Origin of the sequence: Microcoleus sp. AT3-D2 (assembly GCF_036705715.1) — a bacterium.
Lineage (GTDB): Bacteria > Cyanobacteriota > Cyanobacteriia > Cyanobacteriales > Microcoleaceae > Microcoleus.
In genome coordinates, this window is record NZ_JAUBVE010000043.1 from 1 (window position 1) to 26,994 (window position 26,994).

General features: G+C 46.1%; 14 protein-coding genes. 4 read left to right on the plus strand and 10 right to left on the minus strand.

The window, feature by feature from the left end:
- Nucleotides 1-333: 333 nt before the first annotated feature.
- Both QUB44_RS18070 and QUB44_RS18075 read right to left on the minus strand, forming a co-directional pair.
- Nucleotides 334-2,010 (minus strand): mechanosensitive ion channel, encoded by a 1,677-nt coding sequence (locus QUB44_RS18070; RefSeq protein ID WP_333369697.1) that lies wholly within the window; start codon nt 2,008-2,010, stop codon nt 334-336.
- A gap of 209 nt (nt 2,011-2,219) precedes the next feature.
- Nucleotides 2,220-3,311 carry a transposase gene (locus tag QUB44_RS18075; RefSeq protein ID WP_333369698.1) on the minus strand — a complete coding sequence of 364 codons (1,092 nt, stop codon included), beginning with the start codon at nt 3,309-3,311 and terminating at the stop codon, nt 2,220-2,222.
- Nucleotides 3,312-3,458: 147 nt separating this feature from the next.
- Here QUB44_RS18075 and QUB44_RS18080 point away from each other — a divergent pair, with 147 nt between their 5' ends.
- Nucleotides 3,459-3,923, plus strand: a complete 465-nt coding sequence (locus QUB44_RS18080) for an SRPBCC family protein (protein ID WP_333057572.1) — start codon at nt 3,459-3,461, stop codon at nt 3,921-3,923.
- Between the two features lie 160 nt (nt 3,924-4,083).
- Here QUB44_RS18080 and QUB44_RS18085 read toward each other — a convergent pair whose 3' ends face one another.
- The 7 genes from QUB44_RS18085 to QUB44_RS18115 form a co-directional block, all read right to left on the minus strand.
- Nucleotides 4,084-4,770, minus strand: a complete 687-nt coding sequence (locus QUB44_RS18085) for an alpha/beta hydrolase (protein WP_333369699.1) — start codon at nt 4,768-4,770, stop codon at nt 4,084-4,086.
- A gap of 310 nt (nt 4,771-5,080) precedes the next feature.
- Nucleotides 5,081-5,905, minus strand: coding sequence for a transglutaminase family protein (locus QUB44_RS18090; protein WP_333369700.1), 825 nt, complete (start codon nt 5,903-5,905; stop codon nt 5,081-5,083).
- A gap of 321 nt (nt 5,906-6,226) precedes the next feature.
- Nucleotides 6,227-8,104 (minus strand): DNA mismatch repair endonuclease MutL, encoded by a 1,878-nt coding sequence (gene mutL / locus QUB44_RS18095; protein ID WP_333369701.1) that lies wholly within the window; start codon nt 8,102-8,104, stop codon nt 6,227-6,229.
- A 182-nt stretch (nt 8,105-8,286) separates the two neighbouring features.
- Nucleotides 8,287-9,396 carry an ATP-binding protein gene (locus QUB44_RS18100; RefSeq protein ID WP_333369702.1) on the minus strand — a complete coding sequence of 370 codons (1,110 nt, stop codon included), beginning with the start codon at nt 9,394-9,396 and terminating at the stop codon, nt 8,287-8,289.
- A gap of 336 nt (nt 9,397-9,732) precedes the next feature.
- A complete protein-coding gene (locus QUB44_RS18105; protein ID WP_333369703.1) occupies nt 9,733-10,989 on the minus strand; it encodes a beta-ketoacyl synthase N-terminal-like domain-containing protein in 1,257 nt (418 codons plus the stop codon).
- A 283-nt stretch (nt 10,990-11,272) separates the two neighbouring features.
- On the minus strand, nt 11,273-12,058 hold the full coding sequence (locus QUB44_RS18110) for a peptidylprolyl isomerase (protein ID WP_445299906.1): 786 nt from the start codon (nt 12,056-12,058) through the stop codon (nt 11,273-11,275).
- A gap of 316 nt (nt 12,059-12,374) precedes the next feature.
- On the minus strand, nt 12,375-12,941 hold the full coding sequence (locus tag QUB44_RS18115) for a photosystem I assembly protein Ycf4 (RefSeq protein ID WP_333369705.1): 567 nt from the start codon (nt 12,939-12,941) through the stop codon (nt 12,375-12,377).
- A gap of 572 nt (nt 12,942-13,513) precedes the next feature.
- Here QUB44_RS18115 and psbD point away from each other — a divergent pair.
- The 3 genes from psbD to QUB44_RS18130 all read left to right on the plus strand — a co-directional run bounded on the left by psbD (nt 13,514) and on the right by QUB44_RS18130 (nt 20,534).
- Nucleotides 13,514-14,572 carry a photosystem II D2 protein (photosystem q(a) protein) gene (psbD, locus tag QUB44_RS18120; RefSeq protein WP_333055206.1) on the plus strand — a complete coding sequence of 353 codons (1,059 nt, stop codon included), beginning with the start codon at nt 13,514-13,516 and terminating at the stop codon, nt 14,570-14,572.
- Nucleotides 14,573-14,728: 156 nt separating this feature from the next.
- Nucleotides 14,729-16,108 carry a photosystem II reaction center protein CP43 gene (gene psbC, locus QUB44_RS18125; protein ID WP_333369706.1) on the plus strand — a complete coding sequence of 460 codons (1,380 nt, stop codon included), beginning with the start codon at nt 14,729-14,731 and terminating at the stop codon, nt 16,106-16,108.
- A 568-nt stretch (nt 16,109-16,676) separates the two neighbouring features.
- Nucleotides 16,677-20,534 (plus strand): GAF domain-containing protein, encoded by a 3,858-nt coding sequence (locus QUB44_RS18130; protein ID WP_333369707.1) that lies wholly within the window; start codon nt 16,677-16,679, stop codon nt 20,532-20,534.
- Between the two features lie 314 nt (nt 20,535-20,848).
- Here QUB44_RS18130 and QUB44_RS18135 read toward each other — a convergent pair whose 3' ends face one another.
- Nucleotides 20,849-26,881 carry a response regulator gene (locus tag QUB44_RS18135; protein ID WP_445299905.1) on the minus strand — a complete coding sequence of 2,011 codons (6,033 nt, stop codon included), beginning with the start codon at nt 26,879-26,881 and terminating at the stop codon, nt 20,849-20,851.
- Nucleotides 26,882-26,994 lie beyond the last annotated feature (113 nt).

A 26,994-nucleotide genomic window follows, 5' to 3' on the forward strand; every position in this document is an offset into this window, starting at 1 on the left:
GGTTGATACGATAATTGCTGTGGCTCTTGACTTAATTAATCCGAAACATCTCAAAAGCTGGTTTACTAATTGCTGCTGCTGTACCTCATAACATCCGGAAGTGCTGTATAGTTGAAGTCCATAAACTTTCTTTTCTAGAATAGCTATTGCTAAGACACTTAGGACATAAAATACAAGTCTTTTCCTTACAGGAGCCTAAGAAATGGCAAAAGCTTATAGCTACGACCTGCGTCAAAATCTGATTAACGCCATTCAGGCAGTCTAGCAATACACTTATTTAATAAAAAATATAAAAAAATGGCGTTTGTACTTGACAAACGCCATTTTATAGAATTACAAACGTGGCGTCTTATCTTGTTTAAACGACGCTAACAATTCGCGAATTTGGTCGGCCGCAATCTCGCGCCCGCCCAAACCAAAAGCTAGAGCAATGCCAACTGCGATCGCCCCAAGCAGCAGCCCGAAAGCCAAATTCACAATATCGCTGCCAATGCCCATCTGTTGCAGGGCCAATGCCGAAACAAAGGCAATAATCGCAATCCGAGCCGTTTGGCCCAAAAGCCGCGCTTGGCGAGTTCCAGAACTGGCAATCAAACTAAACGCCAGATTCGCCAAATACAAGCCGATCGCAAATACCACCAAACCTGCCAGCACCCTACCTGCAACCAGGACAATACCGCTAACAATCGCCGTCAGTGCCGGAATCCCCAGCACGTCAGTAGCGGCCACCACAGCAAACAGCAGGATGCCCACCTGCACCACTATGCCGACAAATTCCGAAGGCGTGCGGGCCGGAAGTTCCGGTTCTTGAAGAAACGTTGCCTCCGGATCGATCGAACTCGGCGGTATCTGCAGCCGGTGTTTCGGCTGCTGCACTCCCAACCAAGAAAAGACATTGTTAAAGCCAATTCCCGTCAGGATATTAGTCACCAAATCGCTGATCCAGCGGCCCAAAATGTAAGCAAGCGCCAGAATTAGCGCTGCTGTAAAAATGTTGGGAAGCGCGCCCAGAATCGTGTTGAGCATCGCGATTGCAGGCTGCGAAATCGCCTGAATGTCCAAAGCGTTGAGAGCTGCGATCGCCGTTGGAATTAAAATCAAAACATAGACGATCGTCCCGGCAATCCACGACAGCGATTGTCCGCCCGAAGTCCGCGAAATTCCAAACCGAGCGCCCAAACCGTCCGCCCCAGCAGCAGCCAACAGATTCGTGACAATCCGCCGCACCACCATAGCCAGTAGCCAGCCCACAAACCCAATCACCACAGCTTCCAGAATTTTCGGAATTGCCGCCAGAATTTGGTTGAGTAAATTATTAACCGGCAGCAGAGCCTGCTGCATTTCCAGTGAGTCGAGAATCAGTGGCAAAAACAGCAGAAAAATGAACCAGTACAGCGCATTCGCCACAGTATCGCTCAGCAGCAACGGGCGCTCGCTGGACGCAGTACCCGCCTCCTGATTCAACCGCTCGTCTACGCTAAAAGTCCGCATCACGCGCGATACGGCCATTTTGGCGACTGTCGCCAACACCCAAGCAATCCCCAACCAAATTAGCGCGCCGGCTAACTTCGGCAAGAAACCGGTAATTTGATTGAGAAAAGTATTGAGCGGTTGCGAGACAGCCGTTAGATTCAGGCGGTCGAAAAAGGCAATTAGGAAAAAGATAAAAATGATCCAGAACACCGCTGTGGAAATCCATTTTTCCACTTGCGGGGTTTCAGCTCCTTCCGGGCGGCCGGTAATCCAACCAGCCAGCCGATTGTCGATCGTAGTCTTCTTGAGCAATCCCCCGACTACAGATGAGACGACGGCTGATATTATCAAGCCAACTAGCAGGATACCGACGGCCCAGAGGAGATTTTCAATGTTTGAGCCCTGAAAGAGATTGTTAATTCCGCGCTCGGCCTGTGCCAGCGGATTTGCGGGCTGGGCCTGTGCCAAAATGCGATCGGACAAAGCCACTATTGGGTCCGATATGGGTCTAGTTATTTCTTGCCAACTTTCATTCATTTTTTTCTCAGGTTAACGTCACATTTGACAAGGAGAAGACGAAACTTTAATAATAGTTCCAAAAAATCTAGACATCGCCTAAATTTAATGTTTGTACACTTTTAATGTACTGGGTTAACTACAAAACCCTCTATCGAATTTGGGATAAACCCATCTCCGACTGCTTTGGGGCCAATATTCAAAGAACCGTTCACATCGGCATTTATTAGTTATCCAGTTTGGATTCTGAACAATTCTCTTTTTACCCTACTGCCAATGTAGTCGGAATGTTGTTGAATTGGTTCCAAATCCAAAGCTGAACATTTAGAGCTGTAACTTTCCTTAACTAACACAACTTGAATTCCCGCAAGTTGTCCTTTGTACTGCAACATTTGCAGAAACCGGCGATGGGGAATACAGGCAAAATTTTGATTTCTAATCATACCAGTATTAATCCCATCTTGAAAATCCTGGTTCCAGCTTATAACCAGCAAGCCCATTTGATAATTGACGAGTTCTTTGATAATTGCGGAACTCGTCGTGTGGAGGTAGTAATCCACTTTACAGTTACGCTTGTGCCACCATTTGGCGAGGTTTTTACTGGTTTTTTGCGCTACGGGCAGCAATGATTTCAGTGCCGATGAAACTTGATTGCAGTATTTGTTTCTTGACTTAACACCCCGTCCCTCGTAGATTGTCGGTACTAACCCAAGAACATTGTATGTTAATGTTGCCAGATTGTTTAATCCTAAATCTATGGCAGCTATTATCTGATTAACTTGTAAAGACTGTTCTAACTGTTCATAGAGCACCTCGACAACATAACAACCTACTTTGGGAACAATCCGGATTTCCAGAATCGAGGTGACTTTTGAGGGCAACCAAATATTAGTCCCAGAGGAACAAGCATATCCTTTTTTTAAGGCTTTTTTGCTGACAGCTTGACAATTAAATACAACTACATAGCGCCCCTCCTCTCTTTTTCGCTCTCTTGAACCTTTATAATGAGGAATTTTCGGTGCGGTTTTAGATTTAGTGGTGTCTTCCTGATAGTTTCGCACCCCCAGATAGTAGCTAGTCCATTCTTTGAACACTAAGCCGATCGTGCTTTGTGCTACCTTTGCGGGCAGTGCTTTGTAATCAGGACTTGTTTTGAGCGCGCGATAAACAGCCAGAGCGTTTGTTTGTTGGCTAGCGAAAAAGTTTTGACGGTAGATGTAATTAGCGCTATTGTAAAGATTTTTGCACAGCAAAGACAGTCTATCGGCTTCTCGATAAAACCTATGATTTGGTTTAATGATGTGCCTTTCGACTAACTCCATAATCGGTATATATACTTTAATTCAAGATGATACACTGTATTTATGAGTGTGTCAATCTTTTAATTTCTGGAAAAATTGACGGTACAAGTAAATAAAGGACTATCAAGTAAGCAAAGTTTTGTAATACCCTCCTTGTTGCAGGTTCTCATGTCAATTCGTCAAGTTTTCGAGCAATCCATTGAAATTCGCGCTGCTGCTACCTTGGTGGAGCAATGTATAGTCGATCGCACTTTAATGCACAAGTGGCTCAATCCCCTGCTACGCTGCGATCCTCAAGGCGAATGGGATACTGCCGTAGGAAGTCGCAGCTTATTTATCATAAAAATTCCAGTTTTGCAACCCTCTTTAGAAAGTGTTGTGTTGGAGCGACAACCAGGTTTAATTGTTTGGGGGTTTGACGGATTTTTCAAAGGATGCGATCGTTGGGAATGCCAGCCGCAAATCCAAGGAACTCTCTTGATTAACCGCTTTGAATTTCAAATTCCCAATCGTTTAATTAGATTTGGTTTCAATCGCTTTGCAGCCCCTTGGACAGAAAAAGATATGAAAGACCAACTCCGCCGCCTCAAGCGGGTAGCCGAGCAACTATCTCAAAGAATGGGTAAGGGGTAATGGAGAATGGGTAATTGGGAACTTTTACCCTCGCATAGCCGAAGAATTGGTAATGGGTCATGAGTAATTGCTAATAGCTGAAAGTTAGAGCTAATAGGAAAAAAAGCACCAATTCCCAATTCCCAATTCCCCATTCTCCCTTCCCTCCAACTTCAGTTATTTACTTCGTACTTCCCGCTGGATTGGGCTGACAAATCATTTCTCTCGCCGAATTCACGGCTTGGTTAGCCGTATTTTGCAAAGTCGGGGAATTCTGATACAAAGCTTGCAAATCTTGCACATCTTTAATCACTCGCTCGTAAATAACCATCGCTTGATTGCCGTCAACTTCTAAGGCAGTAGGGCTGTAATTTTGCATCACTTCAATCAGCGATATTTTGCCATCTTTGGAAGCTGCGACTAAAGCATCGCGCAGTGCCGGCACGCTTTGAAGCCGAGCAGTCGGCGCATAAGCAACCTCGCCCAATTGTTTGAAAACAATTTCCCCAAAATAAGTGCTTGCTAGCCGCGCTACTAATTGAGAATCTAAAGGCACTTCTCGCGTTAATATTTCGCGCATCGACTCGGGAGTTTGTTTCGCAAGACTCAGAACGCTTTGCAGTTGAGATGATGCTTGGCCTGTTTGTGTAAAGCTTTGCAAGTCGCTCATCGGTAATGTTACGTCAACAGCACCGTATTTTACGGTAACATTATCTAATGCAAAGGCTTTGCCGCTGCTTAGGAATACTGCACTTGTTCCCAGCAAAAGCGCCAAACCCAATGATAAAGACTTTGACATTCTTTTGGTTAAATGGGCTGACAGCGGTTGCATTCCGTTGAGATAACGTTGTTGAAACTGAAAGTTCATGAGTTTGTTCCTCTTTACGTCAAAATACTTTTTAGATTACTCGTCAGTGCGGATATCAGTGCGGATATCAGTCGGGAAAGTCGAATCGGGATGTCCGTAAATGACCTATAATTTTACAGTCAAGTCCAGCAATTTCAACCTATCAAAAGATAGGTGTTAATTTACAACTAATATGTTATGCTTAGCTTTTTGACAAATTTAGATACCTTTGCAAAAATGATAAACGCGAAATTTGGTCGTCGGGCAGCAATTTATTGATTGTCACTTTTATGTCTTATAGTGTGCTGTGCGACATCTAGCGAATTTAACTTCAAAGATCCCGATCGAGCCGATCGACCAATTGGCGAATTCTAGCAGCATCAGGAGCATTCGGAGCATTTCTCAGGTATAGTTCCAAATCGTGGCGCGCTTCGGCAAAGCGTCCCAGTTGATAATAGAGAATTCCGCGATCGCGCCGTTCCCCCAGCGCATCGGGAAACAGCAGCAAAATCCGTTCGATCGCCAAGAGTACCCTCACAGCATCTCCCTGTTGCAAGTAAATCGCCTTCAGATTTCCCAGCATTCGCCCCAACAAATGTCGGCGACTTACCGGGGCAAGAAAACTCGGCTGCAACTCCATAGGTTGACCGTAAATTTGAGAAAGTCTGGCTTGACAATCTTCAGGAAACAATATCTCGCCGCCGTTAAACGCATCAACAAAAATACCAGCCTCTTCAAAATCTGGTCTAATTAAAAAATGTCCTGGCATCCCAATTCCCACCATCGGAAATTCAATGCGCTTAGCAACCTCCAAATAAACCAAAGATAAAGAGATCGGAATGCCAGTACGCCGATCGATCACTTCATTCAAAAAACTATTGCGGGGGTCGTAATAATCAACATCATTGCCCGCAAACTGCAACTCCCCGTATAAATAGCCGTTAATAGTTTGAATAATCCGCAGCGGATAATTCTGTGCCGGCAGGCGATCGCGCACTTCATCTGCGATCGTGTCGAGAGCATTTAGATATTCCTCTGGCTCTAAATTTGGGTATTCTTCCAAAGCCATATAAAGGGCAGCTTTCGCCAGGTCGATCGAGCCATCAGGCTGATTTATTTCTCGATAAAAGAGTTGTCGGGCGATCGGAAAATCCATATTTATTATTGATTTATTTTAAATTTACTTTTTTTACCAAAATCATGAACAGGCAAGATGCCTGTTCCACAACAAAGATTATTCTGGTAAACAGACATTTTTTGTAGTATAATCAACCTTTTTTATGGTAAAACCGATACTTGTTCTTTTGAAACAGCCATTTGGTCTGTTTCCCAAAAGATATTAAAAACAGTGGATTATTTAAATTTTAATATATTCTAACTTTTTTACTCTAAATCAGCCACTATTTTTAATAAAGCTTCACGATTTTTTTCAATCGAGCCAGATTGAGGTGAACGCCCTCGGATGTCAAATGAACTTTCAAATCCCGTGACTTTTACCAATCACCCAACTGCGGCGAAAAATCCGAGCCAGAGTCGATTCTTCCAAAGCAAAATAGATAGGGCGGCCGTGAGGACAAGTGCGCGGATTACGAGTTTGCTGCCATTCATCCAACAAATTTTGCATTTGGGAAAGACTCAAAGGAGTACCGTTTCGCATAGCACTACGGCAAGCAGTCGCAACTTGAGCAGCTTGTAAATCGGCGACTTTACTGAGTTCAAAAAGCGCATCCGCACAGTCATCTCGATCGGCTAACAATTCAGGAACTTCGCGGGCAGCCCATAGCTGTTCCCCAAAACTTTCTACTTCCAAACCCAATCGAGATAAATTCTCTATTTGCAGCGCCGATAATTGACTGAGAATTACTGGTTTTTCTAGACATTTTAGCTGCCAAGCCGCGCACAATTGCTCGTATAAAACGCGCTCGTGAGCGATGTGTTGTTCCACCAACCACATTCCGCTGGAATGTTCGGCAACAATGTAAGTATTGTGAACTTGAGCGATCGCCCTCAATTCCATCAATCCTATTTTATTAGCTTTTTCCTGTTCGTCGCCGTCATCCTTCTGCCTAGCCGAAATCCCGACACTGTAAGCACTTTTTTGTTCCGACGCCTTCAGCAATTGTCCCACTCGATCGGGAATAGGGGCAGGTGGCAAAACTTCATCGTTCAAATGTAAAGCACGAGTAATTGCCGCGCTAACTTGCGCTTGCCAAAAACTCGGATCGTGCAGATAAATTTCAACCTTAGCCGGGTGGCGGTTCCAGTCGATTTCCGAAGGGGAGATTTGCAGGTGAACAAAACACACTGGATAGCGATCGCGCGGACAAGTGCGGGCAAAGGCGCTGAGAATAGTTTGCTCTAATTCGGGCGATCGCACAACTCGCCGATTTACCCCCACCTTCACCCAATCCGGCCGCCTGCGGTGACAGCGATCGGGCAAACCAATTACTAACTCCAAACACTGGGAATTAGGCATTGGGAATTGGGAAGTAGCAACTGGGAACTGGTAATTAGGCTTAACTGTAGCGCCCACGAGTTGAGTTTCTACCAATAAATTTGCTGCTTTCTGATGTTTAGGACTCGCAGGCAAATCTAACTTTAAATACTGCAAATCGCTCGATCGCACACCGCGCACGAATTGAGGTAAAAGTTGTTCTGCTGTGCTACCAGGAGTTACGTGCAAACAAGGCGTATTTCCTTGACGCAACTGCCAATTAACGTGCGGGTGACAAATAGCAATTTGCTGAAGGGTTAATTGGATCGATCGCATTTGCTGCGCCGGCGACAAAAAACTGCGGCGCACAGGCCAATTGCCAAACAAATTATCAACAGTCACCACCGTACCCGGAGCGATCGCTGCTGTTTCCACCTCCACAGCAACGCCCGCGTTATTGTAAACCACCCGCCAGCCCGATCGAGCATTTTCAATTCCCCCCTTGTTAAAGGATGATTTGGCGGGGGTTTGCGCCGACTCTCGATTTTCCGAAAAATCCCCCAATCCCAAATCATTCGATCGGCTCAAAACCTCCAAACAGCCCAACTGAGCCAAACTGTGCAAAGCTTCCCCCCGAAATCCCAAAGTATCAATTTTGTAAAGGTCAGCTTCAGTGGTAATTTTGCTCGTACTGTGGGGCGAAGCCGCCTGCCGCAAATTTTCCAGATCCATTCCCGTACCATTATCTGCAACTTGCACCCGCCACTGTTCGGGCCAAACAGACACAACGATACGAGTTGCGCCAGCATCCAGAGAATTTTCAACTAATTCTCGTACCGCAGCGGCGATCGAGTCAATCACTTCGCCGGCGGCAATTAAATTGATAACTTCTGTGGGTAAGGTTTGAATAGTAACTGGCATCAAATTTTTAGCAGTTCGTTAATTCAATTATACTTGATTCTGCAAGTCGCTAGAGAGTATTAGGACTGACGCTCTTCAACCCGGTTTATTAGGGAAATATTGTTTTATCACAAGATATCTACTCATCAACCAAGTCTCTGAGGCTTAGTGAGAAAGTCCTAAGTATATATCTTTCTACTTACTTAATTTTGATCTGCTAAAGCCATGCTTCTAGGCAAGCGGATGTAAAAAGTTGTCCCTTTTTTGTCCTCTGACTCATAAGTAATTTTCCCTTTGTGAGCCTCAACGATCGACTTAACAATTGCCGTTCCCAACCCAGTACCAGTCCGCTTGCCATAAGTCACAAACGGTTCAAATAACTTTTCCTTAATTGTCGGTGGAATGCCGGGGCCGTTATCATAAATGCTAATTTCTGCCCACTCCTCACTTTGTGTCACCGCAATCTCCACCCGACCCCCTCTTCCGCCAAAAGCCTCAACAGCATTCCCAACTAAATTTTGTAAAACACGCAAAATCTTATTTTCATCCGCTTCCACTATTACTTCTGTCACCCGTACTACTAAATCTACTTTGGCTGCTTCAAAATAAACTCTGTTCAACTTTTCAAACTGTTGCAACGTCTGAATTAGATTAATTGGTTTTTTATGTAATACAGAATTACCGCGCGAAAATTCTAATACTTCTTCAGCCATCCCCAACATTCTATGAACCTGCAACTGAATAAGTTCGCACCACTCCTGAGTTTCCTCATCGGGGTGCATTTCTTTGAGCATTTCGCTGGAGAGTTTAATTCCGGTAAAAGGACTTTTGAAATCGTGAATAATTGTACTCACCATTTCTCCTACCAATACCATTTTTTGTTTGTGTACCAACTGGCTAACATATTGATCCGTGGTATCCCGTAAATTTTTAGTAATGAAACTAAACATTTGCAGTACCGAACTGCCTTTAGCAAACTGGAGAGTTGTTATTAGTTCTTCACGGGCTATTTTTGCCAAAGTCGAGCCTGCAACTGCCACAGCTCTAGCACTGCGTGGCTCTCCGTCTAAAACTCCGAGTTCGCCAAAATAATCGTCTGGCTTAGCCACAGCAACAGTTTGATATTTATTGTTTTCAATTCGCTTACTAAACTGGACTTTACCTTCTAAAACTAGATAGAAAAAATCCGCTGTTTCTCCTTCTTCAAAAACCAGCGTTTCCTCAGCAAAACTCTCCAAAACAGCTATTTGGCAAAGGTGAGCAGCTTGCTCTGGTTCAAAATAAGACATAAATCGATGAGATGCCAGATCCATGTTAAAATACCTGAGACTTAATTTAAACAGTTTCTTTCTTCTATTTTCGCCGATCGGAATCGGTGCATTAATCAAATACAATACTGCTTTAATCTGCCTCTATTTTCTGACCTCCGAGGCTTTGACGCAAGGATTAGCGCCGGGATGTAGAGTCAGACTAGGACAGCAGCAGCAGTAATCTCAGCAAAATTCTCAGTTAATTGACTAAAATACATAAATATTGTACTATTTTTGAAATTTAAATTGGATGTGCGGGGGGTTCTCTGGCAACCTCAGAAGATTTTAACTGTAGAGATATCGTGTAATTTAAATGTCGATCAACCGAGTTTACAAAAATTAACGATCGCCCGATAAAACGATCGCAGCATTCTGCCCGCCAAAGCCAAAACTTAAACAAACCGTATTTCTGACAATAGCCGATCGCGTACAGCGAACAAAGTCTAATTCAAACCCCGGTTTTTTCATTCCCACGCAAGGCGGCAACATCTGATATTTAATACTCATCAAACAAAAAGCCACGCCCAAAGCTCCCGAAGCTCCCAAAGTATGACCTGTCGCCCCCTTAGTCGAACTAACAGCAACTCCTCGGTGAAATAACTTCTCAATTAACAGTGCTTCGTGTCGGTCATTTAACTCAGTTGCAGTACCGTGAGCATGAATAAAATCTATATCAATCCTCGCTAAATTGCTGCGTTTCAAACATTGATTTACCGCCGCGATCGCACTTCCCCCCCCCAGCTCCGGGGCGTTAGCATGGCAAGCATCATTTGTCAAGCCAAAACCGGAAACTCGACCGTAAATTTTAGCACCACGACGCCTTGCCAACTCGGCCGATTCTAATACAAATAAAGCCCCGCCTTCACCGAGGACAAAGCCTTCCCGATTTTCATCAAAGGGATAGCACCCTGTGTTTGCCAAAGCACCCATCCGGCTAAATCCAGCCAGAGTCAGCGGTGTGATAGGCGCTTCCACAGCACCTGCGATCGCCCGCTGACACTCACCAGTGCGGATTAAATCAACCGCACGGGCGATCGACCAAATACCCGTCGCACAAGCAGCCATCGGTGCCAGTACCGGCCCCGTCGAACCAATTGCCCTCGCCGCTGCGATCGCCCCCATGTGAGGCAAAAAATTCACAAATTGAGAATTGGGCATTGGGCATTGGGCATTGGGCATTGGGCATTGGGCATTGGGAATCGGTAATTGGGAATGGGTAATTGAGAATTCTCTTTCGTCTTCCTTCTCCCCTCTTCCTTCTTCCCTCTTCCTTCTTCCTTCTTCCTTCTTCCCTCTTCCTTCCCTCGCCAACAGTTCTAAATTTGCCTGAAACCCCCGGCTAGAACCGATCGCAATCCCGCAATCGGGCAAAGGCAAAGTCAAATTAGCATCTTGCACAGCATCTGTTAAAACCTCCCGAATTAAAGTTATTAAATCGGTCGGTTTTGTGCCAATTAAAGCCAAAGGTCGCCGTTCAAGTTCTATAAAAGGTTGATGTTGCCGAATTCCTGATTCCCCAGACAACAATCCTTTCCAGCTACAATCCAGAGTGCCTAAAGCAGAAACCAGGCCAATTCCCGTAACAACAACATCCACATCTGCCCTCAGCTTCCCAAATTTTTAGTCATTAGTCATTAGTCATTAGTTATTGATGATTGGAACTAATTATTAACTACTAACCAACGACCAACGACTGATATCGTTTCCGGTTGCATCGGAATAATAAAATCGAATCAACAGTCAACACTCAACAACCATTGAGTTTTTCGACCCCGAGTCAACAGTCAACCGTCAACAGTCAACCGTCAACAGCCAACCGTCAACAATCATCTCCATTGTGCAACCGGAATTGAACTGACGAGTGACGACTGACTATTGACTACTGAACAGGCTTAAAATTTTCCAAACCCTGAGTAACAGTAGCCTTCTCAATGCGATCGCCCGCTTCAATCTTATCAACAACATCCATCCCTTGCTTCACGTACCCAAAAACCGCATAACTACCGTCCAAAAACGGTACATCGGTCAAAGTAATGTAAAACTGAGAAGAAGCCGAATCAGGACTCTGCGATCGAGCCATAGCCACCGCCCCGCGACTGTGCATCAACACGGGTTTCTCCTTAACCCCAGCTTCTTCTAGCGTCGCGCTGTAAGTAGGGTTTGCAGCACCTTTAGCTTTAATTTCTAGAGGAATCCTGCGTTCTGCAGTAGTTTTCGGGTCAATAAAACCGCCAGTTCCCAGCCGCGCTGTAGGAAATTTAGGGTCTTTGCCCTGGGGGTCGCCGCCCTGAACTACAAAAGGCTGAGGTTCCCGGACGACTCGGTGAAAAACCAATCCGTCGTAGACACCTTTCTGAACCAAATCGACAAAATTGCCCGCAGTAATTGGCGCATTTGTGCCGTCGAGTTCGATCGTAATTGGAGAACCTTTAACCGTCATCACCACCGTTGCTTTTCCTTCCAATCGTGGCAAGTTGCTAAATTGCGAACTCGTCGCTACAGCAGCAGGAGAAGGAGACGGAGACAAAGTAATATTTTCACCCGACGCCGGATTCGATGTCGGAGTCGAGTTTGCCACAGGGGAATTACTGCATCCTCCGACAAACAACGCACCAATTATTAAAAGTGAGAACAACCACCGCTGAATTTTGATTTGCATTTGCATTTGTATTTTCACTTTGAGTCAATTACGGACTTTGCAACTAAAGATTTTAATTCAATAGTCCTGACTGTTTTTAGTTCGTAGTCTGAAACCCGCGATTTTGCTTTGGTAGCGAACTTGCCGCAGATCCTTGAAACCCTTATTCTACGGTTGGCAATCAAAAACTTTCGCAAGTATGGTTAATTGATAGATTCAAAAATTGGTAACGGGCTGACTCGCAGATCGATTTTTTTCACTTACCAGGTAGGTAAGGTGCGCGGCCCAGCGCACCCTACGAGACATTACCAATCTAAAATCGCAAATCGCAAATCGCAAATCCCTAAAGTCCTTCTAGGGGAACTTGCAAAAATCGAGCCAATTCGGCCGCTTGATTTTCCACTTCCGACAAAGCAATCGGCTGTCCGACTCTAGTCAAGGGAAACTGACGGCGGTCTTTGAGCTTAAGATAAATACTGCGGCGGGGACTGAGACCTTCTTTAATGTCCACCCGCACAGATTGCACGTCCGATGTCTTGCAAGTAAAATCAACTTTGCGGTTTTTTCCGGGAAAACCCCAGCGAAAGATCCGAATGTTACCAGTTTGCCGATCGAACTCGTTGTAACCGCCACCGACATCCCAGAGAATAGTCAGCCACAGGTAGAGCGCCAAAAGCACGCCACAGACACCGTAGAAACCCATCGCAATGCCTTGGGGGATGAAAACAAGCTGAGTCGGGTCAGCAAAAGGCAGCAGGTTAACGTGCAAGTAGCTGGAAATGCCCGACAGCAGGAAACCAGTCCCTCCAATGCTGACCACCGTCGCCCACCAGTAATTGCTGAAGCGGCGGGAGCCCAAAACCGGGTAGCGCAGGACAGGATCGATCGAGGTCATTGTTTTTGCAGTCATAAAATTAAACAGCCTTAAAGCCAAATCTTAATTCAATTAGCCCACCGAGCGTCACGCTTCGCTGACGAGATCGCGATCGACCGATCGGTATTGTGTATCAACTCCTGCTAATTATGTTGAAAAATTCTGAACTTCTAATATATACTTATGTTAAGTTTAATTAGAAACCTTAGTTTTTTAACAAGCAAAAGGATTTTACCCCAGTCAGGAACTAAGGGCTAAGGCCACTGAGCTTGTAAGAAATTGCAAGCTGTTCTGACCAGACCCCTCGCAAGAGGAGACGTTATTTAGGTCACGACACCGGCGAATGCGACGCCAGTTTTCCGCTCTGTCACCTGCGATTAAACAGTTTTAAAGTCACTGAAACAGTGTCGCAGGTCTAACAAGCCTTTATAACCAGGTCGAGGCGAACATTACCCCGCAAGGGAGACTGAGGCAACCATACCTCATCGGAAGGGCAACCATACCCCTCCAACCCCGAAAGGGGAAAGATTCAAGGCGATTGAAATCGCCGCGTTGTTTTCCTCTCAGGTCGGAAGACACGCTCGTTTCCCACTTACCCAGTTTTTTTTATGACAATCGCAGTCGGACGCGCCCAGACCGAAAGAGGCATATTTGATGTACTCGACGACTGGCTCAAACGCGATCGCTTCGTCTTCGTAGGCTGGTCTGGCATCCTGCTATTCCCCTGCGCCTACCTAGCCATCGGTGGCTGGTTAACAGGCACCACCTTCGTCACATCCTGGTACACCCACGGTTTGGCAAGCTCCTACCTCGAAGGAGCCAACTTCCTCACCGTAGCAGTCTCCACTCCAGCCAACAGCCTCGGACACTCCCTGCTGTTCCTGTGGGGCCCCGAAGCACAGTGGGACTTCACCCGCTGGTTCCAACTCGGCGGTTTGTGGACATTCGTAGCCCTCCACGGCGCCTTCGCACTGATCGGCTTTTGCCTGCGTCAGATTGAAATCGCCCGTTTGGTAGGCATCCGTCCCTACAACGCCCTAGCATTCACCGGCCCCATCGCCGTGTTTGTGTCGGTGTTCCTGCTTTACCCCTTGGGTCAATCAGGCTGGTTCTTCGCCCCCAGTTTCGGCGTCGCAGCAATTTTCCGCTTCCTGCTATTCCTGCAAGGCTTCCACAACTGGACGCTCAACCCCTTCCACATGATGGGCGTGGCAGGCATCTTGGGCGGCGCGCTGTTGTGCGCCATCCACGGTGCAACCGTAGAAAACACCTTGTTTGAAGACGGCGAAGGCTCAAACACCTTCCGCGCCTTCAACCCAACTCAGTCAGAAGAAACCTACTCGATGGTGACAGCCAACCGTTTTTGGTCGCAAATCTTCGGAATTGCCTTCTCCAACAAACGCTGGTTGCACTTCTTCATGTTGTTCGTACCTGTCACAGGCTTGTGGATGAGCTCCATTGGCATCGTCGGTTTAGCATTAAACCTGCGCGCCTATGACTTCGTATCCCAAGAATTACGCGCTGCTGAAGATCCTGAGTTTGAAACGTTCTACACTAAGAACATTCTGCTTAACGAAGGCATTCGTGCTTGGATGGCTCCTACGGACCAACCCCACGAAAACTTCATCTTCCCTGAAGAAGTTCTGCCTCGCGGTAACGCACTTTAAAAAAATCTGGATTTGGATTTGAGATTAATTTAATTTTTTTAAATTAATCTCAAATCCAAATCCCTATTCCCCGGCGCAGGCGCGGTGATACCGTGCTCTACTAGGGAACAAAAAAACCCAAAATCCAAAATCTAAAATCGTTGGAGGTTCTACCGGGTGGTAACGCTCTCTAATTCCTACGCAAGCGGTCGCGACCAAGAATCCTCCGGGTTCGCTTGGTGGTCTGGCAACGCTCGTTTAATCAATCTCTCCGGCAAACTGCTGGGCGCCCACGTCGCTCACGCTGGCTTGATCGTGTTCTGGGCCGGTGCAATGACTTTGTTTGAAGTCGCTCACTTTATCCCAGAAAAGCCCATGTACGAACAGGGCTTAATTTTGATGCCCCACATCGCTACTTTGGGTTGGGGCGTCGGCCCCGGCGGTGAAGTCACTGATATCTTCCCGTTCTTCGTAGTCGGCGTTCTTCACTTGATTTCATCTGCTGTTCTCGGTTTGGGCGGCATTTATCACGCCGTTCGCGGCCCAGAAGTTCTCGAAGAATACTCTTCGTTCTTCGGCTACGACTGGAAAGACAAGAACCAGATGACCAATATCATCGGCTACCACCTGATTCTGTTGGGATGCGGCGCTCTGCTGCTGGTAGCTAAGGCCATGTTCTTCGGCGGTGTCTATGACACTTGGGCTCCAGGCGGCGGCGACGTGCGTATTATCACGAACCCCACTCTCAACCCGGCTGTGATTTTTGGCTACTTGACTCGCTCTCCTTTTGGTGGCGAAGGCTGGATTTGCAGCGTCAACAACATGGAAGACATCATCGGCGGTCACATCTGGCTGGGCCTGATTTGTATCGCTGGCGGTGTTTGGCACATTTTGACCAAGCCTTTCGGCTGGGCTCGCCGCGCCTTAATCTGGTCTGGCGAAGCTTACCTGTCTTACAGCTTGGGCGCTTTGTCCCTGATGGGCTTCATCGCTTGTTGCTTTGTCTGGTTCAACAACACTGCTTACCCCAGCGAATTCTACGGCCCGACGGGCCCGGAAGCTTCTCAAGCGCAAGCTTTGACCTTCCTGATCCGCGACCAACGCTTGGGTGCTAACGTCGGTTCTGCACAAGGCCCCACCGGTCTGGGTAAATACCTGATGCGCTCTCCTACTGGCGAAATTATTTTCGGCGGTGAAACGATGCGTTTCTGGGATTTCCAAGGCCCTTGGTTGGAACCCTTGCGCGGTACTAACGGTTTGGACTTGAACAAAATCAAGAATGACATTCAGCCTTGGCAAGCTCGCCGCGCGGCTGAGTACATGACTCACGCTCCTTTGGGTTCTTTGAACTCTGTGGGCGGTGTGGCGACTGAAGTTAACTCGTTTAACTTCACTTCTCCTCGTTCTTGGCTGTCCTGTTTCCACTTTGTGATGGGTTTCTTCTTCTTGGTCGGCCACTTGTGGCACGCTGGTCGCGCTCGCGCGGCTGTCGCTGGCTTTGAGAAGGGTATCGATCGCGAAAATGAAGCGGTACTTTCTATGCCAGACTTAGACTAATCGATCGAATTTATTTCTGATTTGATTGTCTAGTTGAAAAAGGCTCCTGCTTAACGGCAGGAGCTTTTTTTTGATCTAAAAATATCTGAAAAAGCTGCGGATTGTCGATCGACTGTTCTCCGAACCCGCTAGCAGCACATACAATCCTAGACGTAGAAACCCGGTTTCTGAGTTAACCTTTTGAAGTCCATGCTGTTTCTTTCCGTCTGCTCGTTCCTCAGCGAGCTTTTGCATCCAGGACTGAAATATTTCGGTGCGACCTTCATCGGTGGCGGTGAATGACTCTGCAAGTCTTGAAACTTGACAAGTTTAATCCGTTGGGGTAAAGAGCTTGCAAGGCAGGGTCTACAAAGTTTATATTTAAAGTACAAAAGTTTTAATCCCATACAATGGAAAGTTGCACTGAAAAGTTGCAGTTTTAAGGCAGATCGCTACAGGTGCAAAACTAATCGACGATCGCCATCAGGATATTTATATTTTATTAAATGGCTGTGCTTGCCGAATTTTTTAACAGGCACAAAACTTTTGGGCCGCTTACTGTTATTGCTAGGAAAGCAAAAGATTAATAATGGACTCATTAAAGATCGAAAATCTCAAGATGACGTTCGTTCGAGCAAATTTGCTCGAACGCATCGCCAACCGCATTCGCCGCTCTCTAGAACTACCCGACATTCTCAGCGCAACAGCAGCGGAAGTTCAATCCTTCTTGGGAACAGACAGAGTAAAAATTTACAAATTTCATAGCGACGGTAGCGGTGAAGTGATTGCCGAATCAATTAACGACAACCGCTTGCCATCCCTATTGGGTCTGCATTTTCCCGCAGACGATATTCCCCCTCACGCCCGCGAACTGTTCGCGCAAGTACAGGTGCGATCAATCGTCGATATAGATTCCGGGCAGCTAGGCCAAAGTCCTCGCCGCGAGGCGGTTTCCGGTCAACTGCTGCCCGACGAAATACACTTTCGTGCGGTTGACCCCTGCCACGCTGAATACTTGACTGCACTGGGCGTCAAGGCTTGCTTGGTAGTACCAATTTTTCACGGCGAAGAATTCTGGGGGTTGTTAGTATCTCACCACTCCGAGTCCCGGAGTGTGACAGAAAACGAACTCCAAGGCGTTCAGATGGTGGCAGATCAGCTCGGCGTCGCCATAGCCCAATCAACCCTCCTCGCCCGAGCGAGGGCGAAAGCTCAACGGGAAGCCGCAGTCAACCGCGTCGCCACAGCCCTTAACTCCCAGCCGGCGATTGAACTCCAAACAGCTTTGGCAGAATCTGTAGCTGCACTAGACGCAGCCGGCGGCAGGCTGTGCATTTTCGCCACGCCATTGGTTTCCCACAGCAGCAAGGTTACGAATTTAGTTCCCTATTCGGATAACTCCACTAGCGAACTCACAGTCTACACTTGCGGCTCAGGGCCGAAGATGGGAATTTCCGCAAAATACCCGCAGGTTGAGCAATACAGCGTCTGGCACGAATATTTTAAATCCGGCGAGCAACAGGTTTGGGCAATTCCCGACTTGTACCAAATTAGCAGTTTGAGAAGCCTACAACCTGCATTTCGATCGACCAAAATTCGCAGCATTTTAATCGTAGCGCTCAGAACCCGCCAGCAAATATTCGGTTACTTGACCATTTTTCGAGAAGAATTTGACACCGAAACTCTCTGGGCGAGACAGTTTGATAGCGACCAGCGGCTCGCCCAATCTCGGATATCTTTTGAAGCGTGGAAAGAGTCAAAAACTGCCCAAATTCGCGAATGGAAGGCTGAAGAAATTGAATTGATCCACATTTTTGGCACGCACTTTTCTAATGCTATTAACCACTACCAACTCGATCAACAAATAGAGGAACTTAACACCAACCTAGAAAATCAAGTTCAAAAGCGCACCGCTCAACTACAGCAGTTGACCCAACAGCAGCGAGTGCTGTTTGAAGTGGTGGCAAAAATGCGGAAATCCCTCGACTTGAACAAAATTTTTAGCACGATGTCCCAGGAAGTGCGGCGGGCTTTAAATGCCGATCGAGTTGCGGTTTACCGCTTCGATTCCGCATCAGAATTTAACGACGGCGAATTCGTTGCCGAAGATGTTTTGCCATATTTTGTGTCAGCAATGGCAGTCAAAGTGCACGATCGCTGCTTTGGAGAAAACTACGCCAATCTCTACTCTCAGGGGCGAGTTCACTCAATCTCCGACATCAGACAGGCCGGACTGCAAGATTGCTTCCACAAAGTCTTGGAGCAATTTCAGGTCAAAGCTACTTTAGTTGCACCGATTATGAAAGGCAACGACCTTTGGGGGTTGCTGTGCGTACACCAATGTTCGGCTCCCCGCAACTGGGAAGCTTCCGAAATTAAATTTGCTACCCAAATTTCCGCTCAGCTAAGCATTGCTTTAGAACAAGCAGATCTGCTCGCTCAAACTCAGCAGCAAGCAGTTGAGTTGCAACGGGCAGCAGAGCAGGAGCGAATACTGTTTGAGGTAGTTGCTAAGATTCGACAATCTCTCGATTTAGATACAATTTTTAGCACGACAGCTACAGAATTGCGACGGATTTTAAAGGCTGATAGAGTGGGCATTTATCGCTTCGATACAAGTTCAAATTTTAATGAAGGTCAATTTATTACCGAAGATGTTTTGCCAGATTTTTCTTCAGCAATGGATGTAAAAATTCGCGATCATTGTTTTGGAGAGAACTATGCAAATAAATACAGTCAGGGACGCATTCAAGTGCTGCCCGATATCGAAAGTGCCGGACTCTCCGACTGCCATGCTGCTATTTTAGCTCTATTTCAAATTAGATCTCAGGTGATTATGCCGCTGATGAATGGCAGCGAACTTTGGGGTTTGCTGTGCGTGCACCAGTGCGACAGTCCGCGCCATTGGAACACTTCAGAAATCCAGTTTGCTACGCAAGTCGGAGCTCAGTTGAGCGTAGCATTAGAACAAGCAGATTTGCTTGCTCAAACGCGGCAGCAAACGATCGATTTGCAGTGGGCCGCCGAGCAACAGCGGATACTGTTTGAAGTGGTGGCTAAGATTCGACAATCTCTCGATATCAACGCAATTTTTAAGACAGCAACCCAAGAAGTTTGTCAGTTTATGCCAGTTGATAGAATTGCTGTCTATCAATTTAATTCTGATTGGAGTGGCTATTATGTGGCCGAGTTTGTGAAAGATGGCTGGATAAAATTGGTAGGGGAAGGTATCAGTACAGTTTGGCAAGATACTTATTTGCAGGAAAACCGAGGCGGCAGATATGCCAATAATGAAACTCTAGCCGTAGACGATATCTATCAAGTTGGCCACTCGGAGTGTGTTGTCGGTATTTTAGAGAAATTTCAGGTGAAGGCTTATGCGATCGCGCCGATTTTTGTAGGACAAGAACTTTGGGGTTTGCTGACAGCGTATCAACATTCTAGACCCCGCTGTTGGGAAAGTTCAGAAGTTAACTTTTTAGCTCAGATTGCCAATCAATTGGGCGTTGCTATCCAACAAGCCGATTTGTTAGCTCAAACCAGACGCCAAGCAGAACAAATCGCTCAAAGTTTAAAAGATTTGCAGCACACTCAAGCTCAATTGATTCAAACTGAAAAAATGTCTGGCTTGGGGCAACTGGTAGCCGGGATTGCTCACGAAATTAACAATCCAGTTAATTTTATTTACGGCAATCTCAATCACGCTAGTGAATATACTGCTAGCTTACTGAGTTTGTTGGAAATTTACCAGCAGCAATATCCAGATTATAGTCCTGAAATAGACAAATTGAGTGAAGATATTGACTTGGAATTCCTGCTAGAAGATTTACCAAAATTGCTATTGTCAATGAAGGTGGGAGCCGATCGCATCCGTCAAATAGTTCTGTCTTTAAGGAATTTTTCTCGTCTAGACGAAAGTCAAATGAAGGCGGTTGATATTCACGAGGGCATTGACAGCACCTTGTTAATTTTACAGCACAGGCTGAAATCTAATTCCGACAGTCCAAACATTGTGCTAGTTAAAGAATACGGGAATTTGCCTCTGGTTGAGTGTTATGCTGGACAGTTGAATCAGGTGTTTATGAATGTAATCGGGAATGCGATCGATGCTTTGGAATCGCACAAGTTGCTCGCCGATCCATCTGTGGCTCCTCAAATTAAAATCTCTACTTCAGTCGGTCAACTTAATGGCAATCTTCCTAGCGCGGTGATTCGGATTTCTGACAGTGGCACGGGAATTTCGGAATCTATGAGAAAACGCATATTTGACCCTTTTTTCACCACTAAGCCGGTGGGAAAAGGTACTGGATTGGGACTGTCAATTAGTTACCAAATTGTGGTAGAAAAACACGCGGGCGTTTTAAAATGCAATTCGGAATTGGGGAAAGGTACTGAGTTTGTGATCGAGATTCCACTTCGACAGCAGCCAGCAGTCATTACTCATTAGTCATTATTGTAAAATCCTGCCAACAGTCAACAATCACAGAGGCTGCAACCAGAATATATATAATTAATCTGCGTTAATCTGTGTTTATCTGCCCTCATCTGCGGTGAAAAAAAGAGAATTTATGAACCGCAGATGACAAGGAATTGACGCTGATCCACGCAGATGAAAAGAAGGGAGATATGAATAATTCCGATGCTAACAGAAGATTTGGAATCAGGCTTGATCGTGGGTATGCGATCACATAGCTGCCTTGCGGCATCACGTCTGACAGTTGCCTAAGTCCTGATGCCAAAAGAGGTTTATTTAATGGACTTTCATAGATTACTTTCGCTCTTTTGTAGTTCTTGTTGGAGAGTATTCTTGACACGATCGTACTCAACCTCGATTTGAGCCAAAAGCGTTGAGGCTTGATCTAGTTCACCAGAGGTACTGATGACTTCTAACCTGCTACAAAGCTGGGCCAGAGGAGTCGCGCTTAGATTCGCACTACTGCCTTTGAGGGTATGAGCCACTCGCTTTAGGGTTTGAGTATCCGCTTGGGCGATCGCTAATTTCATAGCTTGTAGCAACTTTAGAGATTCCTCAAAGTAGCAGTTCGCCAGCAAGCTCAAAATCTGGGTTGAATCTTGATCGATGCTGCTACAGAAGGCTTGCAGTTCAGTGAGGTTAACCGCTGGCATATCAATTTCTGGCTTGTTGGTATCTGATTCCTCCTTTTGGGCCTGCTGCGGTTCAGGGTTGGGTGGACACTGACTCAGCGCTTGGATGAGAGCCTCTAGTCGAATTGGTTTACTGATATAGTCATTCATGCCAGCATCAAGACAAAGCTGACGATCGCCCTGCATGGCATTTGCCGTCATGGCAATAATCCTGGGACGAGTATGAGCCGGCCACTCCTGGCAAATACGACGGCTGGCTTCTAGTCCATCCATCTCTGGCATTTGTACATCCATCAGCACTACATCATAAGGCTGGCGGTGCAGGGCTTCCAAGACTTCTAATCCATTGGCAGCAATATCAGCCCGGTATCCCAAACGCTCTAACAACAGCAGTGCCACTTTCTGATTCACCAGATGATCCTCTGCTAACAGAATTCGCAGCGGAAGTCTCTGGGCCAGTTTAATATCATCCTGAACAGAGCTAGGGGGCCGCTGTTGAACTTTTGTAGGTTGAGCTTGTAGAACCTGTGTCAGGACTTCATAAAGTTGGGATTGTTTGATGGGTTTGCTTAAACAAGCCGCAAAGTGGGTGGAGAGCGCTGAAGAACTGGTTTCTGGTTTGCCCATTGAAGTCAGCATCACCAGGGGTAAACGGTGGCACTTAGGATGCTGGTGGATGGCTGAGGCGAGTGTGAAGCCGTCCATTTGTGGCATTTGCATATCTAAAATAGCGACATCAAACGTTTCTCCATTCTCAAGCCAGTTGAGGGCTTCCACAGCCGATTGGGCAGCGCGAATCTGCATCCCCCAAGTCTGGGCTTGCAACGTCAGAATTTGTCGGTTAATGGGCAGGTCATCCACGATTAATAAATGCTTGCCAGATAGTTCTGGTAGCATTTCAATCGGTTCGGCTAACTCACTAGCAACAGAGGATGCCACAATCGTGAAGTAGAAGGTCGAACCCATTGTGACTCGATGAGGCTTAGCGGCTTGCCATTTGGGTGAAGGGGTTCCTCCGACGTGACCGGAACTCTCAACCCACATCATGCCGTTCATCGTTTCACTAAGTCGCTTACTAATCACCAAACCTAAACCAGTCCCTCCATACTGCCGAGTCGTCGAAGCATCTACTTGGCTAAAAGACTTGAACAGTCGATCGAGCCGATTGGCTGGAATACCAATGCCTGTGTCTTGAATGGCAAACTGGATTTCATACAAGCTTTCTGACAAGTTACCTGGCTCAGAAATTGTTTTGTCAGAATCCACTAGAGAGGCTTCTACGGAAATGGTAACTTCCCCAGCTTCAGTAAATTTAATCGCATTGTTGAGCAAGTTAACTAGAATCTGACGGAGACGGGTGACATCACCCAAAATGAAGTTAGGAGTCTGAGGCTGGATGAAGTAGCCCAATTCAATATTTTTCTCATCTGCTTTTACTGCAAGTTGGTCGATCGCATTTTCTATACAATCTCTCAAGCTCAAAGGATGCTTTTCTAACTCCAGCTTGCCCGACTCAATTTTGGAGAAGTCAAGGATGTCGTTGATGATGCTCAGGAGGGTATCCCCACTATTACGGATCGTCTCGATAAAGTCTCGCTGTTGAGCCTTGAGTTCTGTATCGAGCAGTAGTCCCGTCATACCAATAACCGCATTCATGGGAGTGCGAATTTCATGGCTCATCATAGCCAGAAACTCACTTTTGGCTCTGTTCGCAGCTTCTGCTTCCAGTCTAGTTTGCTCCAGGGTACAGTTTTTCAGAGTTAATTCTTCTCGTTGTCGAGTTTCTTGCTCTAGTAACTTGGCTTGAGCTAGGGCAATTCCTACTTGAGCCGCGACTGATTCTAGCAACTCCACTTGATCGGTGGTCCAATGACGGTAGCGATCGCACTGGTGCAAACAAATGGCACCATTCGGTTCTCCTTGGTAAGAGGTTCGCACTGCTAATGTCGATCTCAAATTGAGATTGGTACAAATTGAATGAGCACAGGTGAGCAATGATTCGCAATAGACATCCGGGGAGGCGATCGCTTCATCTTGAGCCATCAATTGTTTTGTATAAGCAGGACTGGCCGACAAAATATCATGCTCCCCGCTGGGCGCTGACCCCACTGCTAGATACTCGGCAACGATAGGAAACTGAGGCAGTGGATTGTCTTGGTATGTGCTAATTAAGCAGCGACTGACCCCAAGAGCTTGCCCAATCTGAATAGCAGCCGTTGCAAATATCTGCTGAGCATTGAGGCTTTGACGAATTTCTTCGGTAATTTGCTTCAGCAGTAGGGCTTTTTGCAACTGTCGTTGTAGTGCTTCTTCTGCCTCCTTGCGATCGCTAATATCCTTCATGAAGCAGTGATGCCCGACAAACACATTTTGCTCGTCATAAGTAGAGACCATCACCACTTGTTTATAGAAGCTAGAGCCATTTTTTCGCATTCCCCTAGCCTCCACTTCGACTCTGCCGTCTCTCAACATTTGCTCATAAGCAGCCGCCATCTTCTCAACATCTTCAGGATGAACGGTTCTTTGCCATTCCATCCCTAGCATTTCCTCGGGCTGATATCCGCAGATGGCAGCATAAGTCACATTGACAGAGATATAGCATCCTTGAGGGTCCAGCCGAGAAATGCCTGCCACGGCATTTTCTAGCGCCGCACTCATTTGTTGCAGTTCCGCTTCGGCTCGTTTGCGATCGCTAATTTCAATTAGAATGCAACCCACCGCTATAGGCTGCTCTGCATCCTTGAAAATGGGAAAGTGAGAAGTTAGCCAGTAGCGCTTGGCACCCGTTTGACTGGATACTTCTGTGCTAATTTCCAAGTTGATCGAAGGTTTTCCAGTTGTTAAAACCTGTTGTAATAGTGGATTCACACCAGCAGCAAATTCTCCCAAAACATTATCGGTTGTCTTACCTAAGTGAGCCTCCACAGAGTGGCCATTAATTTTAGCTAGTGCCTCATTGATTTGTAAAAATCGAAACTGTTGATCGTGGATACACAGCCCCACCCCTGCTAGGGAAGCTCCTTTAAAGAAAGCATTCAATAATTGCTCTCTGGCTTGAATTTCCTGCTCTAAGTTTTTGCGCTCGGTAATATCGCTGTGAGAACCAGTCATACGGACAACTCTGCCCGCTTCATCCGAAAGCGCCTGCCCTCGAGTTAGAATCCACTTGTAGCTCCCATCCTTACAAAGAACTCGATGTTCCGTAGTATAAAAAGAAGTTTTTCCCTCAAAGTGATCTTGAATTACTTGCATGACGCAACCGAGATCCTCGGGATGCACCCGCTTGCTCCATTCGTCCAGGTGATGGGGAATTTCATGGTCTTCGTAGCCCAACATTTCTTTCCAGCGAGCGGAGAAGAATGCTTCATTGGTGTTGACGTTCCAATCCCATACCCCATCATTACTACCACGTAGGGCGAGTTCCCACCGCTCTTCACTCGCTTGCAGAGCGACTTCTGCCTCATGCCGTTCAATTTCACTACCAATCCATTGAGCCATCAGCTTCAGTAATTCCACATGGGCAGATTTAAAGCTGTCTGCACGGGGAGATTTACTAGAGAAGCTGAGTGTACTGTAGACTTGGCCTGCAACTAATACTCGTGTTCCAATATAAGCTTCTATGCCAAGGACAACATAGGCAGGATGGTAACGCCATTTGGAGGTGCCTATATGTTCGATGGTTAGGGGTTCATTTGTGTCTAAAGCTTCACAGCACAAAGTTTCCTTAATATCAAAGACGTCACCTGGTTTCAGGACTCCATCGGGCGATCGCACAACCATCACCTCATAAATATTATCTTGCACACGAGCCAAGATGCCACTTTCAAGCCCAAAATTCTCACATCCCATGTCAATCAACGCTTGGATGCGCTGCTCAAAATTGAGATTTTGGGTAGCAGTGACTTCATATAAAGCTCGTATCGCCGCCTCTCTTGTTCTTAGCTCAGTTTCGGCTTGTTTACGTCTCTTAATTTCAGCTTTCAGAGATCGATTGATTATAGATAATTTTTGCGTTCGTTCTTGAACCCGCTGTTCTAATGTAGCGTTGGCGTGTTGAATCTCCCTAAATTTTTGATAAAGCGCGATCGCCATCAATTGAAAATTGCCAGCAAGCTCATTGATTTCAGTAACAGAGCTATGTTTCCATTCAAATGTTTCTTCTGAAAGCTTGTTGGGTAAGTCGGTAGTCGCAAGAGCTAAATAGGATAATGGCTTGACCAGTCGTTCGCTAACCAGCGTTGCAAACAAAAATGCCAACATTGTGATGACGAGTAAAATACTCAAGTCAGCCTTGTAGCGATTTTGTAAATTTTCTACATAGGGAGCTGCTGGAATTTCTAAGCGTAATCTCCAGTCCAGATCGGAGCTAATTGTAAATTCCTCTATATACAGAGAGTTTTTCCAACGGATCATTGGATTCTTTTTATTGCTAGGAAGCCACTGCTGCAAGGTTCCCTCTAAGATGCGAGTGCTGCCGTCCTTTGACTCCTCAAGACTGGTCAAAAGCTTTTGGTCGGATTGATTACTCGCAATGACTCGGTTGTTTTGATCTAGCAATGTAATGCGTATTTTCTGATCGTTTCTCTGGAAAATGTAGAGAGATTTGATTTTGCTCAATCCTAATGAACCGTGGATCAGCCCAATAAAACGACCTTGAACTTGCAGGGGCACATTCAATCCTACATTAGGTTCGTCCATTAATAAATGTTTGTGAATAGAAGTCATCCAAGGTGTCGATCGCTCTTGAGCCAGGGTAATGAGAGATTTATGTTCCCTGCTTTGTTCTATCAACCGCCGACGGGTTTGATTAAAAGGAGAAGAAGTAGCTAAAATTGTTCCCGATGAATCGGCAACATAAATTTTGTCAAAATCAGGCAACAACTGCTCGATTAGGCTAATTTTTTTTTGTAGCTGCTCGGATGATTGAATCGCTGTATTAGCAGCAGTTGTGGCTTCAGGTATGAGCGATTCTTCAGCTAATGTATTCAAAGCTAAGAGATGTCGCTGATGCCATCTAGATATGGCGCTAGTGATAGTTGTTGCGTTTGTTTCTAAATCCGTTTGCACCGTGGTTTGGATTTGACCAACAAAGTATCTACCATCAAAAACTAATAGGATCAGTCCTGGAATAAATACAAAAGCTACCAACAGATGAAAAATAGTTTGTTGTAAAGAGAGGGCGAGATGCTTTGAAGCACTAATCCACCGATAAATCGGCGCATACGAAATGATCAAGCTGGCAACTAAGGCATTAAAAATGCCGTTGACTGCTTGTTTGCACATAACGAGGATGGCCTGATTCGCATCCATCTGCATCATTTGACCGTAGAAAAGCCAAACGAGGGGCATTCCAATTAAGAACCAGTAAATTCCATCGAATAACAGGATATTTGGCTGTTTGCGCTTCTTGCAAAGAAACCCTACAAACAGAGCCTCAATTACCAAAATAATCGTGGCGTATGGATGATTCCAAAGGATATAAGTATAGCTGCCTGCAATTAGACCAGCCAAGCCTCCCCAGCCCCAGCCGAAGTAGTAAGTAATAATCAGTATGGGAATACTGCCAAAGAGGAAATCAACCCCAAAGAAAAGAGACAAATTGCAATGGTTGCCCAGAAAACCCGCACCAGTGAGAAGGGCGATCGCACCTAACCATCTTTTATTACGCATTGAGCTAGCCCTTCCCATAAACTTTTATAATCGCTAGTTGCTGAATATTACCTGATTCCGATAAAAAAAGCGCCATCGAGCCGATCTATTATTTACCTGACAGTTTCCATGAAGATCGCACCATCGATTAT

Coding starts and splice junctions, on each gene's coding strand:
- psbD (WP_333055206.1), top strand. CDS start 13,514: ATGACAATCGCAGTCGGACGCGCCCAGACCGAAAGAGGCATATTTGAT.
- QUB44_RS18075 (WP_333369698.1), bottom strand. CDS start 3,311: ATGGAGTTAGTCGAAAGGCACATCATTAAACCAAATCATAGGTTTTAT.
- QUB44_RS18080 (WP_333057572.1), top strand. CDS start 3,459: ATGTCAATTCGTCAAGTTTTCGAGCAATCCATTGAAATTCGCGCTGCT.
- QUB44_RS18110 (WP_445299906.1), bottom strand. CDS start 12,058: ATGCAAATGCAAATCAAAATTCAGCGGTGGTTGTTCTCACTTTTAATA.
- QUB44_RS18130 (WP_333369707.1), top strand. CDS start 16,677: ATGGACTCATTAAAGATCGAAAATCTCAAGATGACGTTCGTTCGAGCA.
- QUB44_RS18135 (WP_445299905.1), bottom strand. CDS start 26,881: ATGGGAAGGGCTAGCTCAATGCGTAATAAAAGATGGTTAGGTGCGATC.
- QUB44_RS18115 (WP_333369705.1), bottom strand. CDS start 12,941: ATGACTGCAAAAACAATGACCTCGATCGATCCTGTCCTGCGCTACCCG.
- QUB44_RS18100 (WP_333369702.1), bottom strand. CDS start 9,396: ATGGATCTGGCATCTCATCGATTTATGTCTTATTTTGAACCAGAGCAA.
- mutL (WP_333369701.1), bottom strand. CDS start 8,104: ATGCCAGTTACTATTCAAACCTTACCCACAGAAGTTATCAATTTAATT.
- QUB44_RS18090 (WP_333369700.1), bottom strand. CDS start 5,905: ATGGATTTTCCGATCGCCCGACAACTCTTTTATCGAGAAATAAATCAG.
- QUB44_RS18085 (WP_333369699.1), bottom strand. CDS start 4,770: ATGAACTTTCAGTTTCAACAACGTTATCTCAACGGAATGCAACCGCTG.
- QUB44_RS18070 (WP_333369697.1), bottom strand. CDS start 2,010: ATGAATGAAAGTTGGCAAGAAATAACTAGACCCATATCGGACCCAATA.